This window comes from Planococcus sp. BI3, assembly GCF_056680115.1.
Genome location: NZ_CM155266.1, coordinates 1147924 through 1160544, shown reverse-complemented (window position 1 = coordinate 1160544; position 12621 = coordinate 1147924). Strand labels below are relative to the sequence as shown.

The following is a 12621-nucleotide window of genomic DNA, read 5'->3' as shown; positions in this document are numbered from 1 at the left end:
CACGTGCTACTATGAATAAGGTTATAGAATACTTATATGTGCAAGCAGGAGCACCCGCTTCTCACCTGATCGACCGATTGTTGGCAGGTATACACGATTGACTTTTACACGCAGAAAGAAGCGTGTTGTCATATTTGCGGGTGGACCTCTGTGGTCCATCCGCTTTTGTTTTGATCGGAACCCTGTAAACCGGTTCGGCCGGTTCACACATTTAAGCTATTCGCGACACTATCCGGAGGTGGATTACTATTAGCAAAGACATTAATGTAAATGACGGTATTCGTGCACGTGAGTTGCGAGTTATTGATCAAAATGGTGAACAACTTGGCATCAAAACGCGTATCGAAGCACTTGAAATTGCAGCTCGTGTCAACTTGGATCTTGTTCTTGTGGCTCCTCAAGCTAAGCCGCCGGTTGCTCGTATCATGGACCATGGTAAGTTCAAGTTTGAGCAGCAGAAGAAAGATCGTGAAATCCGTAAAAATCAGAAAGTGATTGTCGTCAAAGAAGTACGCTTAAGCCCTTCAATTGACGATCACGATTTCGACACGAAACTTCGCAATGCGATCAAGTTCCTTGAAAAAGGCGACAAAGTAAAAGCTTCTATTCGTTTTAAAGGCCGTGCGATTACGCACAAAGAAATCGGACAACGTGTCCTTGAACGTTTCGCAGAAGCGTGCAAAGAAGTTGCAACGGTTGAACAGCGCCCTAAAATGGATGGCCGCAGCATGTTCTTGATGCTTGCACCAGTCAACGAAAAAGAATAAGAGATCATTGTTTAGGAGGAATTCGAAATGCCGAAAATGAAAAGCCATAGTGGTGCGTCAAAACGTTTCAAAAAAACGGGTACTGGTAAAGTAAGACGCCACAGCTCACATACTAGCCACTTATTTGCAAACAAATCAACTAAGCAAAAGCGTAAACTTCGCAAAGGGAAATTAGTTTCTTCAGGCGACTTGAAGCGCATCAAATCATTAATCTATAACATGAAGTAAGAAAAACGTAAGCGCCCGTATAGATTCGATGGGCATAAGACGGAGAGGCGAAGCGGTGCTTTTTGCCGCACAGCTGCTTTGGCTTATGACGCCGAGAATCTGGGTGCTGAAGTCTTAACAAGTAACAAAAATCGAATTTTATATATTCAGCAGGAGGTAATGTGATATGCCACGCGTAAAAGGTGGAACAGTGACGCGCCAGCGTCGTAAAAAGGTCATTAAATTAGCAAAAGGTTATTATGGTGCAAAGCACATCCTTTTCAAAGTAGCAAACCAACAGGTAATGAAGTCAGGTAACTATGCTTACCGTGACCGTCGCAACAAAAAACGTGATTTCCGTAGACTATGGATCACACGCATCAACGCAGCAGCTCGTTTGAACGAAATTTCATACAGCCGTCTTATGCACGGACTTAAAGTTGCAGGCATCGACATCAACCGCAAAATGCTAGCTGAAATCGCTGTATCTGATGCAGCTGCATTCACAGCATTGGTTGACCAAGCTAAAAAAGCAGTAACTAAGTAATAAAAGCGTAAGCGCCTGTCCGTTGCAGTCCATAGACATCACACAACTAGAAAGCTGCAATGCTCAGGCGTTTAGCGAAACAATAAAAAAGACTGACGAATTTTCGTCAGTCTTTTCTTATGGAGGAAAATCCGATGTTTTTGATTATTTTTGGTTATATGGCAATAGTAACGGTGATGGCCTTTGTGATGATGAAGGTCGACAAACGCCAGGCACAGCACCGCGGCCAGCGGATTCCTGAAAAGAACCTGTGGGCCGTGGCAATTTTCGGCGGGGGCATTGGGGCTTATCTTGGCATGATGGCATTTCGCCATAAAACGAAGCACACCAACTTCCGCATCGGCTTTCTGGTACTGGCTATGCTTGATGCAGCCATCCTCATCTGGAGCTATCAGAACTTTTATACAGGGTGAAAGCGTGACTCACTCTTCTTGCTTCATTAGACGTTCAATCGGATTTTTCCAGTTGATCCGGGCTTCCGGATAATTCATCAAAATCTCTTTTTCGAGAAATTGGAAATCTTCTTTCGTGAAGCCCTGCAATTTATCGGGATTTTCCACCCACACAAAAATGGAGACTACTTCGAAAGAATTTTCAGTAGTGCCCAGGTATTTTTCACCTTCGAACAGTACGCCGCGAAGCGCAATAAAAAAGTTTTTTTGCACATTTTTTACATCATCCAGAAAATAATAGGTTCCTGATTCAAGGGCGGCATCCAATTTCCTTTTTGGATCTACAATGTAGCGGATCAATCGATAAAATAAATAGATGATCAATGCCAGTACAATAAGGCGTATGAGAAAAGCCATTTGAATTACCTCCTAGGTTACATAGTCCTACTAGTTACTATACGAGTGAAAAGTAGTTTGGTTTCAAGATTTATTTTATTAAAAGGAGAGATTTCTATGAAATTGCAGGAATTGTTCAACATGCAGGAAGAACTCGATCGTTTTATCCAATCCAATCAGGAAATCACAGAAGATGTTTTTCGCAAGAAGGGCTTGGCTTTATTAGTGGAATTGGCGGAACTGGCGAATGAAACACGCTGCTTCAAGTTTTGGAGCACGAAAGGCCCGTCCGAGCGTTCTGTCATTTTAGAGGAATACGTGGATTCGATCCATTTCCTCCTGTCGCTCGGAATCGAAAAAGATTTGAACTCGCTGGAAATTTGGCCGGATCCGGTCGTGGAAAAAGATTTGACGGAATTGTTCCTGCTGACGCAAAAAGCCATCCAGGATTTTCTGGAGAATTATTCTATGTCCAACTTCATGGAGATCTGGAGCTGTTACGGTGGACTGGCGCTGGCCTTGGAATTCACTTATGATGAAGTGCTGGAAGCCTATATCCAAAAGAACAAAACCAATTACGACCGCCAGCATGACGGGTATTGATAGAACGAATGTTTTGATAACTGTCCAGAAGTGCATTATAATAGGTAAGCTATCAATTACTTAGGAGGTCGAAATAATGTCTAATTTGGATAGAACACAATTGATGTTGAAAGAATTGACGGACGCGAACGCCATTCCTGGCAACGAACGCCAATCGCGTGAAGTCATGAAAAAATACATAACACCATTCGCTGACTCAATAGAAACAGACGGTTTGGGAAGTTTGATTGCAAAAAAAGTGGGACTGGCTGACGGACCGAAGATCATGGTAGCTGGCCATTTGGACGAAGTCGGATTCATGATTACGCAAATCGATGACAAAGGCTTTTTGAAATTCCAACCGGTAGGCGGCTGGTGGTCACAGGTCATGCTGGCTCAGCGCGTCACCATCACCACACGCAGCGGCAAGGAAATTACCGGTGTAATCGGCTCAAAACCGCCGCATATTCTATCACCGGAAGCGCGCAAGAAACCCGTCGAGATCAAAGACATGTTCATTGATATCGGCGCTTCAACACGTGAAGAAGCGAAAGAGTGGGGAGTCACTCCAGGGGACATGGTCACACCGTATTTCGAATTCACCGTGATGAACAATGAAAAACTGCTGATGGCGAAAGCCTGGGATAACCGCATCGGCTGTGCGATTGCCATCGATGTCCTGAAAGGGCTCAAAGGCGTCGACCACCCGAACGTGGTTTACGGAGTAGGTACGGTTCAGGAAGAAATTGGCCTGCGCGGCGCCAAAACGGCGACTGCGCAAATCCAGCCGGAGATCGGATTTGCTGTAGACGTCGGCATTGCCGGCGATACACCGGGCATCACGAGCAAGGAATCCAACAGCAAAATGGGCGATGGCCCGCAATTATTGCTGTTCGACGCTTCAATGGTCTCCCATCGCGGCTTGCGCGAACTGGTTGTGGACACAGCTGAAGAAGCTGGCATTCCGTATCAATTCGAAACGATTGCCGGCGGCGGAACAGATGCCGGGTCAATCCATTTGACGGCAAACGGCGTTCCTGCCTTGGCGATCGGCGTAGCGACACGCTATATCCACTCGCATGCAGGCATCCTGCACCGCGACGATTACGAAAACGCCGTCAAGCTGATCATCGAAGTGATCAAAAAGCTCGATAAAGACACCGTAGCGCGTATTACATTCGAATAAAAATTAGAACCCCTTCGCCTCGGCGAAGGGGTTTTTTGTAGTTTGAGGCAGTTCTGCAAACAAACTCGGGTATACCGCAAACAAACCGCCGTATACCGCAAAACAACTCCCGACTTAGCGCAAACAAACGCCTTTATTCCGCAAACAAATAAATATCAGAAACAATATAACTCGAAAAATGTACACTTTACTTGACTAAATGTTAAGTATAATGTACATTTTGTTATATATACCGAACATTCATCAGAAAGGATGAAGCGGATGCTTAAGAACCGCGTAAAAGAACTACGAGCTCGATACGGTTTCACACAAAGTGATCTCGGCAAGCAAGTCGACGTCACACGCCAGACGATTGCGTTTATTGAAAAAGGGGAATTTTCTCCGTCAATCACGCTGGCGCTGAAGCTGGCAAAAGCATTGCAGACAAACGTCAATGAATTATTTTGGCTGGAGGAGGATGGCAATGAAAAATGATTTCCGTTTAAAATATCCGTTGTGGATGATGGGTTTTATTGTCGTGCTGGGAATGTTTGCATACGGCGTCAGTTCCCCGACAACAGAAATGGTCAATACAGAAACGGTACAGAGCATTTCCGTAGAGCTTGGGCCAGTAGCCGGATTTTTCGCTGTCGGATCGGTCATTCTGTATTTCGTTATGCTGGCAATCTTTTCGTACCATTTAACACGCCATAATAAAAAGAATCCATCCCAAAAAATTTCGCCCTTCTCAATCCGACCTCCTGAATACCTGGAGCAGGACGAAGGGATGACGTATATTACGCGCAAAGCTTCCCAAAAAGTCTACACATTCATGTCTTGGAGCTTGCCGACGCTAGCGGTCTTTGCGATATTTTCTCCGTTGCCGAACTTGTTTACCGTTTGGGGAATTCTGCTGGTGGCGCTTATCCAATACCTAATCTACTATCTGGAAATCCGCAAGCATCTTAAGGAGGAAACCGAATGATCTATGAATATTTCCTGGTCTTCCTGGGAGCTGCGATTCCCTGGTTCGAAATCGCGTTGGTGATTCCGCTTGGCATCGTTTGGGGCCTGTCGCCGTTTTGGGTGATGGTGCTGGCTTTCATCGGCAATATGCTGACGGTGCTGGCTTTGATCATCGGCTTTGACCGGTTTCGAATATGGTACGACAAGCGCCAGAGAGCAAAAGGCAAAGCCAATACGAAAAAAAGCGAGCGCGCCATACGCATCTGGAATAAATACGGCTTGCCTGGACTTGCCATGCTCGGACCTATTCTGATCGGCACCCATATCGCCGCTTTTATCGGAATGACCTTAGGGGCAACAAAAAAGAACACGACCGTTTGGCTGACCATCAGCATCGCAGTCTGGACATTGGCATTCGGCATTTTGACCGCACTTGGCTTTGATTTCTTCACGAGGGAAATCTAAGCTGTGTCCAGACTCCAGCGCCCAGCCCCTCGAGTCGCTTCAGCCTTTCCAGCAATGGCAAAAGACGCCATTACCGTAAAGGCTTCCAGCGCTTGTCGGGGCTAGATGGGCGCTTCCGCTTTTCTGTATGCTATACTGGAGCTATTCTGAAATAAAGGCGTGATCCAGTAATGAAAAGAATCGAATCGAACCAAAACTCACTCGTCAAGCATTGGAAAAAGCTTGGAACGACTCGGAAAGAGCGCGATAAGTTTGCGGAATTCCTGGTGGAAGGCTTTCATTTGACGGAAGAGGCATTAAAGAAAAAAGAACTTGTCAAATCATTGATCGTCCGAGAAGGCGTAGACATTCCAGCGGACTGGGATATTGAAGGCGTTCCGCATTATTCCGTTACAGCTGCTGTGGCGAAGGAAATCTCAGAAACCGAGCATACGCAGGGCATTTTCGCGCATTGTGCGCAGCCTGAGTTTACGGAAGACGAACAGAAATCCTGGACTAAAATCCTGATGATCGATGCGGTCCAGGACCCTGGCAACATCGGCACGATGATCCGCACCGCTTCAGCGAGCGGCATCGACGCGGTGATCCTCGGCAAAGGCTGTGCAGATCCGTACAATCCGAAAACCGTCCGTTCGGCGCAAGGGTCGCATTTCCAGATTCCTGTCGTCAAAGGGGAATTGATCGAATGGACCCAACAGGCCAAAGCAAACGGCATCAAAATTTTCGGGACAGCGCTTCAAAACTCGACGCCGGTCCACGAAGCGGAGACGCATGAACAGTTTGCGTTGATCGTCGGCAATGAAGGCAGCGGCGTCGACCAAGTATTGCTGCAGCAGACAGACGAAAATCTGATGGTGCCGCTATACGGCAGCGCAGAATCCCTGAATGTCGCAGTTGCTACAGGCATTCTCTTGTACAGCCTGGTGCCGAAAAACTAAGTTTGATAAAAATCGTGAACTTTCGTATAATGAAGAAGTAAATAAGTAAAAGCGAAGAACGGGAAAAGTACGTTGCGCCCTTACATCCCAGAGATTCTGCACCTTGACTGGAAGTGTGGATATGTAAACGCCTCAGAAGTTCACCCCGCTAGCTGCCTGACGGGACCAGCAGAGATGCTGTAAAGATAGGCCGGTGAAGAGCCGTTATGTAAATGAGTGATTGCTATATGGCGATAACTAGGGTGGTACCGCGAATAATGCCTCGTCCCTTTTCTGGGACGGGGCTTTTTACTGTCTAAGGAGGAGAAAAGAATGGAAGCACAATTGCAGGAATTGAAAACACAGGCACTCGAAAAGATTGCCGAAGCTTCGACCGTGAAAGAACTGAATGAAGTCCGTGTGGCTTATTTAGGGAAAAAAGGGCCGATTACGGATTTATTGAAAGGCATGGGGAAACTCCCGGCTGAAGAACGTCCGAAAATGGGGGCGTTGGTCAATGTGGTCCGTGAAGAAGTGACGACACAGCTCGAAGGCCGCCTGGTCATTCTGGAAGAAGAAGCGATCAACCAGAAGCTGCAAAACGAGACGATTGACATCACCTTGCCGGGGCGTCCCGTCAAAACAGGCAATTCGCATCCGTTGACGCGCGTTGTGGAAGAAATCGAAGACTTGTTCATTTCCATGGGCTATACAGTGGCAGAAGGCCCGGAAGTGGAGAAAGACTATTATAATTTTGAAGCCTTGAACTTGCCAAAAGGGCATCCAGCGCGCGATATGCAGGATTCCTTCTATATAACAGAAGATATTTTGCTGCGTACGCACACCTCACCGGTACAGGCGCGGACCATGGAAGCAAAAGGCGGCGAGCCGATCAAAATCATCTGCCCGGGCAAAGTCTACCGCCGCGACAGCGATGACGCGACGCATTCCCATCAGTTCACGCAAATCGAAGGATTGGTCATCGGGGAAGATATCCGCATGAGTGATTTGAAAGGGACACTGTCCGTATTCGCCAAGAAAATGTTCGGCGACGACCGTGAAATCCGCCTCCGCCCAAGCTTCTTCCCATTCACGGAGCCTTCTGTCGAAATGGATATTTCCTGCTTCAAATGCGGCGGAAGCGGCTGCAACGTCTGCAAGAAAACTGGCTGGATTGAAATTCTGGGCGCTGGAATGGTGCATCCGAATGTTCTTGAAATGGCCGGCTACGACTCGAAACGTCTGACTGGATTCGCTTTCGGCATGGGGCCTGAACGAATCGCTATGCTCAAATACGGCGTCGAAGATATCCGTCATTTCTATACGAACGATGTCCGCTTTTTATCCCAATTCCAACGTACAGAACTTTAAGGAGGAAATAAAACATGCTCGTATCCATTAACTGGTTAAAAGACTATGTAAATACACAACAATTGCCACCCGCCGAACTGGGTGAAAAAATAACGCGTTCCGGTATCGAAGTGGACGCAGTCATCGACCGAACGCAGGGCATGACCAACATCGTCGTGGGTTATGTTGAATCCTGCATCAAACATCCGGAAGCGGATAAATTATCGATCTGCCAGGTCAATGTCGGCGAAGAAACCACTCAAATCATCTGTGGCGCACCGAATATCGCCGCAGGCCAAAAAGTCATCGTGGCACGTCCTGGAGCGAAACTTCCGGGCGACATCAAAATCAAAAAAGCGAAGCTTCGCGGAGAAGAATCGCATGGCATGATCTGCTCGCTGCAAGAGCTCGGCATTGAAGGCAAGCTGGTCCCGAAAGCCTATGCTGAAGGCATTTACGTATTGCCGGAAGACGCGGAAACCGGTTCTGACGTCATCACCAATTTCGATTTGGATGACACGGTACTGGAACTTGGCCTGACGCCGAACCGCGCAGACGCGATGAGCATGCTCGGTGTCGCTTATGAAGTCGGCGCGATTCTTTCTGAAGAAGTCAAATTGCCTGAGATCAGCTACAAAGAAGCATCTGATACAGCTGCCTCCATGTTGACATTGAATGTCGACGCGCCTGAAGCCAATCCGCTCTACGTGGCAAAAGTAGTCCGCAACATCAAAGTGCAGGAGTCGCCGATGTGGCTGCAGCAGCGCCTAATGGCAGCTGGTGTCCGTCCGCATAATAATGTGGTCGACGTCACCAACTACATCTTGATGGAATACGGCCAGCCGCTTCACGCATTTGATTACGATGCATTGGGAACAGGAAATATTACCGTACGCCACGCCAAAGAAGGCGAAATGATTACGACTTTGGACGATGCGGAACGTAAATTGTCCAGCCATCAACTGGTCATCACCAATGGCGAAAAGCCAGTGGCGATTGCTGGTGTCATGGGCGGCGCCAATTCGGAAGTCAGCGAAACGACGACGACTGTTGTCATCGAATCTGCTTATTTCGCATCAGGTTCTGTCCGCCAGACATCGAAAGACCACGGCCTTCGCAGTGATGCAAGCTCGCGCTATGAAAAAGGCGTAGATCCGAACCGCGTCATTCCAGCCGCAGAACGTGCAGCGCAATTGCTGTCCGAACTTGCTGGCGGGGAAGTGCTGGCTGGATCTGTGGTATTCGATGAATTGGATAAAGAAGAGAAAATCGTCAAAGTCTCTCCCGATTTCATCAACAGCCGTCTGGGAATGAAAATTGCTTTTGAAGACATGCTGGATATTTTGAACCGCCTAAAATTCAACACACAAGCAGTAAACGGCCAATTGGTCATTTCCGTGCCGACGCGCCGCCAGGACATTCAGATTCCTGAAGACGTGGTGGAAGAAATCGCCCGCCTTTACGGCTACGATGAAATTCCTGCAACTTTGCCGGAAGCGGAAACCACGCCGGGCGGCTTGACGCCTTACCAGGAAAAACGCCGCATTGTTCGGAACTTAATGGAAGGTGCCGGTTTGCTTCAGGCAACGACGTATTCACTGACTTCCGAGAAATCAGCGAAGCAATTTGCGTTGGAAGAAACAGAAACGACGCGCCTATTGATGCCGATGAGCGAAGAACGCAGCATCCTGCGCCAAAGCCTGCTTCCGCATCTGTTGGAATCCGTTACCTATAACACGGCGAGAAGAATGGATTCTGTGGCTTTGTATGAAACCGGTTCGGTCTTCCTGAAAGGCGACGACGAGCTATTGAACGAGCAGGAACATTTGGCGGTGGCAATCACCGGCCTTTGGCTCGACAACAGCTGGCAGGGCGAGAAAAAGCCAGTCGACTTTTTCGTCCTAAAAGGGATTGTAGAAAGCCTTGGTACTAAACTCGGCATCCAATTCACGTTCGAACGCGGCCAAATGGACGATCTGCATCCAGGCAGAACGGCATTCATCATGCTGGACGGCCAACGCATCGGTGTTATGGGCCAATTGCATCCGACCGAGCAAAAAGCGCGCGATTTGAAAACAACAGTAGTTATGGAATTAAACCTGGCAGCGCTGTTGAATCTGGAGGCAGAAGCATTGGTCTATACGCCAGTGCCGCGCTACCCATCCATGTCACGCGATGTGGCATTGGTGCTTTCCAAAGCTGTCGAAGCCGGAACGATTGAAACCGTCATCCGCAACGCAGGCGGCAAGCTATTGAAAGACGTCCGCGTATTCGACTTGTACGAAGGCGATAAAATGGAAGAAGGCAAGAAATCCGTCGCCTTCTCCTTGACCTACTTTGATCCAGAAAAGACGTTGACGGACGAAGAAGTCATCAACGCCCATGAAAAAGTAATGGCAGCATTGACGGAAGTCGGCGCTGAGCTGAGAAGTTAAATTTGATTCAAAAGTAATGCAGGAAAAGGATGGACCCACTGGGTTCATCCTTTTTATTGCATTTAATAAGTATCATGATTCATGTAATTTACTTTTTATAGGTAATTATAGATGTTTAGTGAAAATAATGTGGTAGTATTTAACTATCATGAATATTGGAGGTACTCTTGTGAAGAGAGTGATGAAAAATGAAAAGGGACTGACCTTGGTGGAAATACTGGCTGCTTTGGTGATTCTAGGGATCGTTCTTGTCAGCGTGATGAGTTTCTTTACCCAGTCGGCGAAGTTTACATCCCATAATAATGAGAAGTTGACGAATATACAAGTTGCAGAAGAAGTGATTGCTGAGATACGTCCGTTAAAATTCACTTTAAATGTTGATGGTACACTGATAAAGGATAAGATATTGGAGCAACTAGAAGATTATGAAAGTATAAATGAAAAAACTTATAAAACAGAAAAATATAGTCCCTATAAAGTTGTTGTTGAGTTAAGAGAAGGTCCTCTGGGTCTTGAAAAACAGCTGAAAAAAGCGTTAGTAATAGTTGAATCTCCACCTGACACAGGAATTAACACTCCTAAGTTCAGTACAGAAATGTATTTTGAGGTGCAACCATGAAAAACGAGAAAGGAATAACTTTAGTCGAGCTTTTAGCTGTACTGGCCATTACAGGAATTATTGTTGTAGCTATCATGTCTGCTTTTTCTACAGGTGCGAACTCCTCTGAACGAACCGCAAGCCGTCAGCAGCTTCAGCAAGAGGCGAATTTAATTGTGGAACAAATCCGGGCAAGCTATTTAGAAAATGAAAAATCCGATTTGATTGATGACCAGTTCATAGTGAGAGTAGAAGGCGATGAATTGGTTATTGCATCATTAGAAAATATAGATAAGAAAATCGTATCTACAGGCTATCAATATAGATTACCTGAAACTGCAGGAATAGAAATGGTAACTTTAAATAGAACCGAACCTTCAGATTTTTATATGGAAATCTGTTCAAACAATCAATGCTTTGAAGTCCAGACTTCATTCAGTAAGTTAAATTAGGAGGGAAAAGGATGGACCGTCTCCAAAATGAAAAAGGATATGCTCTTTTACTTGTTATGCTAATGGTCGTTCTCTTTACAATTATGGGAATGGGCTTGCTGGCAATGAATATGAACGCAGCGAAGCAATTCAATACAAAAGAAGAACAAGTTCAGGCAAGACACCAAGCAGAAATGGGTATCTTACATTACGGGGCAGTTTTAAAGAAAAAGGTTAAGAATTCATCTGCATCCATTCTAAGCTGCAGTGATATTGATAAGCTACTGGGTTCCACTAAAAAAATTATTGAGAGTAACTATATAGTGGAACCTTTAAATATCGCGGGTACTTCTTGTGTGCCAATAGAAAATGGTAAGCGATTAGAAATAAAAATTAAAAGTAGGGGCATTGTAAATGGGAATACTGAAAAACAAATAGAAGCAACTTTTTATGCTGCGAATGAAGGTGCTATAGCCACCACACCACCAATTGTAGGTGTGACTGAACCACCTCTTCCAACTAGTCCGGATACGGTTATCATGGATACGCTATCAATGAAAAAAGATACCGAAGTATATGATGGTAATCTAATAGTAAAAAATTTAGTGTTTTTACCTGGTAACGGAAATAATCTTTCTATAAAAAAAGATTTATATATTTCAGGTTTAATAAGTATGCAAAATCATGATTGCATAGCTGCAGGAGGTAACTTTATAGCTTTGAATGACTTTGTTTGGGGACATAGTCATACTGATATACTAGTTAGAAAAGACGCTTATTTACCAAGCGTGATTAGTGGATGGAAGAAGGACCACACTAACTTATACGTCTTCGGTAATGTATTTTTACCACAGACATATACATATAACATTATATCTGGAGATCGGGAACTTTATGTAGGTGGAAAAGTGTATCAATTAAAAATGGGAAAAGATGGTATAAAGAAATACGTTGAAATCACAAATCCTTTTAAAAGCCTTGGGGATGAAAGTATGGACGCAGCTGACAACTTAACTTGTGCAATTCCTGCCGCTCCAACAATACCCGGTACACCTAAATGGGTTCTACTAGACGAAAAAATTATTGATTATCAGTAAATCTATACATGAAAATTGTTCATAAGTACTAAGAACTTTTAAAGTGAAAAACGAGCAAAGAGAAATTTTCTTTGCTCGTTTCTTTAATTATTTTTATACACAAAAAATTAATATATTAGCTATACAACTATTTATTTTTATTTATGTCCCGAGCCTTCCCGGTATTAGCAAAATACACCTTCATCAAACCCTTCAAATATTCCGGGCTATACTTCAGCAAAATTATTATCGCGGCTTCTACAACCGTTTTCCTAGCACGGCATTCTGGAAACTAGAATAGGATACTTGAATTGATTATAAATAACA

At 45.4% G+C, this 12621-nt stretch carries 16 protein-coding genes and 2 other annotated features; of the genes, 15 read left to right on the top strand and 1 reads right to left on the bottom strand.

Annotated features, from left to right (window positions below):
* Positions 1–36: 36 nt before the first annotated feature.
* Positions 37–177, top strand: a sequence feature (ribosomal protein L20 leader region).
* Between the two features lie 83 nt (positions 178–260).
* The 4 genes from infC to AC1MEO_RS05865 all read left to right on the top strand — a co-directional run bounded on the left by infC (position 261) and on the right by AC1MEO_RS05865 (position 1934).
* On the top strand, positions 261–767 hold the full coding sequence (infC, locus tag AC1MEO_RS05880; protein ID WP_480336032.1) for a translation initiation factor IF-3: 507 nt from the start codon (positions 261–263) through the stop codon (positions 765–767).
* Between the two features lie 27 nt (positions 768–794).
* On the top strand, positions 795–995 hold the full coding sequence (gene rpmI / locus AC1MEO_RS05875; protein ID WP_008432253.1) for a 50S ribosomal protein L35: 201 nt from the start codon (positions 795–797) through the stop codon (positions 993–995).
* 166 nt (positions 996–1161) lie between these two features.
* Positions 1162–1521, top strand: coding sequence for a 50S ribosomal protein L20 (gene rplT, locus AC1MEO_RS05870; protein ID WP_480334978.1), 360 nt, complete (start codon positions 1162–1164; stop codon positions 1519–1521).
* A gap of 134 nt (positions 1522–1655) precedes the next feature.
* On the top strand, positions 1656–1934 hold the full coding sequence (locus tag AC1MEO_RS05865) for a DUF1294 domain-containing protein (RefSeq protein WP_480334977.1): 279 nt from the start codon (positions 1656–1658) through the stop codon (positions 1932–1934).
* A 9-nt stretch (positions 1935–1943) separates the two neighbouring features.
* Here the strand turns inward: AC1MEO_RS05865 and AC1MEO_RS05860 are convergent, their stop codons facing one another.
* The gene (locus AC1MEO_RS05860) at positions 1944–2330 is read right to left on the bottom strand and encodes a sigma-w pathway protein ysdB (protein WP_223638419.1); all 387 of its coding nucleotides are present in this window, start codon (positions 2328–2330) and stop codon (positions 1944–1946) included.
* A 96-nt stretch (positions 2331–2426) separates the two neighbouring features.
* Here AC1MEO_RS05860 and AC1MEO_RS05855 point away from each other — a divergent pair, with 96 nt between their 5' ends.
* The 11 genes from AC1MEO_RS05855 to AC1MEO_RS05805 all read left to right on the top strand — a co-directional run bounded on the left by AC1MEO_RS05855 (position 2427) and on the right by AC1MEO_RS05805 (position 12315).
* Positions 2427–2912, top strand: a complete 486-nt coding sequence (locus AC1MEO_RS05855; protein ID WP_480334975.1) for a dUTP diphosphatase — start codon at positions 2427–2429, stop codon at positions 2910–2912.
* Between the two features lie 76 nt (positions 2913–2988).
* The gene (locus AC1MEO_RS05850; RefSeq protein WP_480334974.1) at positions 2989–4077 is read left to right on the top strand and encodes a M42 family metallopeptidase; all 1089 of its coding nucleotides are present in this window, start codon (positions 2989–2991) and stop codon (positions 4075–4077) included.
* Positions 4078–4338: 261 nt separating this feature from the next.
* A complete protein-coding gene (locus tag AC1MEO_RS05845) occupies positions 4339–4551 on the top strand; it encodes a helix-turn-helix transcriptional regulator (protein WP_480334973.1) in 213 nt (70 codons plus the stop codon).
* Positions 4541–5041 carry a hypothetical protein gene (locus AC1MEO_RS05840; protein WP_480334971.1) on the top strand — a complete coding sequence of 167 codons (501 nt, stop codon included), beginning with the start codon at positions 4541–4543 and terminating at the stop codon, positions 5039–5041. Before AC1MEO_RS05845 ends, AC1MEO_RS05840 begins: the two co-directional genes overlap by 11 nt.
* Positions 5038–5487 (top strand): small multi-drug export protein, encoded by a 450-nt coding sequence (locus AC1MEO_RS05835; protein WP_480334970.1) that lies wholly within the window; start codon positions 5038–5040, stop codon positions 5485–5487. The genes AC1MEO_RS05840 and AC1MEO_RS05835 overlap by 4 nt, the downstream gene beginning before the upstream one ends.
* 170 nt (positions 5488–5657) lie before the next feature.
* Positions 5658–6425 carry a TrmH family RNA methyltransferase gene (locus tag AC1MEO_RS05830; protein ID WP_480334969.1) on the top strand — a complete coding sequence of 256 codons (768 nt, stop codon included), beginning with the start codon at positions 5658–5660 and terminating at the stop codon, positions 6423–6425.
* Positions 6426–6470: 45 nt separating this feature from the next.
* Positions 6471–6698 (top strand) — a binding site (T-box leader).
* 39 nt (positions 6699–6737) lie between these two features.
* Complete coding sequence (pheS, locus tag AC1MEO_RS05825) at positions 6738–7775, top strand: phenylalanine--tRNA ligase subunit alpha (protein WP_480334968.1); 1038 nt, start codon at positions 6738–6740, stop codon at positions 7773–7775.
* A gap of 14 nt (positions 7776–7789) precedes the next feature.
* A complete protein-coding gene (pheT, locus tag AC1MEO_RS05820) occupies positions 7790–10189 on the top strand; it encodes a phenylalanine--tRNA ligase subunit beta (RefSeq protein WP_480334966.1) in 2400 nt (799 codons plus the stop codon).
* A gap of 169 nt (positions 10190–10358) precedes the next feature.
* Positions 10359–10808: a type IV pilus modification PilV family protein gene (locus tag AC1MEO_RS05815; protein ID WP_480334964.1), complete on the top strand. Its 450-nt coding sequence runs from the start codon at positions 10359–10361 to the stop codon at positions 10806–10808.
* Complete coding sequence (locus tag AC1MEO_RS05810; protein WP_480334963.1) at positions 10805–11239, top strand: type II secretion system protein; 435 nt, start codon at positions 10805–10807, stop codon at positions 11237–11239. The genes AC1MEO_RS05815 and AC1MEO_RS05810 overlap by 4 nt, the downstream gene beginning before the upstream one ends.
* An 11-nt stretch (positions 11240–11250) precedes the next feature.
* The gene (locus AC1MEO_RS05805; RefSeq protein ID WP_480334961.1) at positions 11251–12315 is read left to right on the top strand and encodes a hypothetical protein; all 1065 of its coding nucleotides are present in this window, start codon (positions 11251–11253) and stop codon (positions 12313–12315) included.
* Positions 12316–12621 lie beyond the last annotated feature (306 nt).

Excerpts from the sequence above, each read along its gene's own strand:
- AC1MEO_RS05805 (WP_480334961.1), top strand. The coding sequence starts at position 11,251 with ATGGACCGTCTCCAAAATGAAAAAGGATATGCTCTTTTACTTGTTATG.
- AC1MEO_RS05845 (WP_480334973.1), top strand. The coding sequence starts at position 4,339 with ATGCTTAAGAACCGCGTAAAAGAACTACGAGCTCGATACGGTTTCACA.
- AC1MEO_RS05855 (WP_480334975.1), top strand. The coding sequence starts at position 2,427 with ATGAAATTGCAGGAATTGTTCAACATGCAGGAAGAACTCGATCGTTTT.
- AC1MEO_RS05865 (WP_480334977.1), top strand. The coding sequence starts at position 1,656 with ATGTTTTTGATTATTTTTGGTTATATGGCAATAGTAACGGTGATGGCC.
- AC1MEO_RS05850 (WP_480334974.1), top strand. The coding sequence starts at position 2,989 with ATGTCTAATTTGGATAGAACACAATTGATGTTGAAAGAATTGACGGAC.
- AC1MEO_RS05835 (WP_480334970.1), top strand. The coding sequence starts at position 5,038 with ATGATCTATGAATATTTCCTGGTCTTCCTGGGAGCTGCGATTCCCTGG.
- pheS (WP_480334968.1), top strand. The coding sequence starts at position 6,738 with ATGGAAGCACAATTGCAGGAATTGAAAACACAGGCACTCGAAAAGATT.
- rplT (WP_480334978.1), top strand. The coding sequence starts at position 1,162 with ATGCCACGCGTAAAAGGTGGAACAGTGACGCGCCAGCGTCGTAAAAAG.
- AC1MEO_RS05840 (WP_480334971.1), top strand. The coding sequence starts at position 4,541 with ATGAAAAATGATTTCCGTTTAAAATATCCGTTGTGGATGATGGGTTTT.
- rpmI (WP_008432253.1), top strand. The coding sequence starts at position 795 with ATGCCGAAAATGAAAAGCCATAGTGGTGCGTCAAAACGTTTCAAAAAA.
- pheT (WP_480334966.1), top strand. The coding sequence starts at position 7,790 with ATGCTCGTATCCATTAACTGGTTAAAAGACTATGTAAATACACAACAA.
- AC1MEO_RS05810 (WP_480334963.1), top strand. The coding sequence starts at position 10,805 with ATGAAAAACGAGAAAGGAATAACTTTAGTCGAGCTTTTAGCTGTACTG.
- AC1MEO_RS05860 (WP_223638419.1), bottom strand. The coding sequence starts at position 2,330 with ATGGCTTTTCTCATACGCCTTATTGTACTGGCATTGATCATCTATTTA.
- AC1MEO_RS05830 (WP_480334969.1), top strand. The coding sequence starts at position 5,658 with ATGAAAAGAATCGAATCGAACCAAAACTCACTCGTCAAGCATTGGAAA.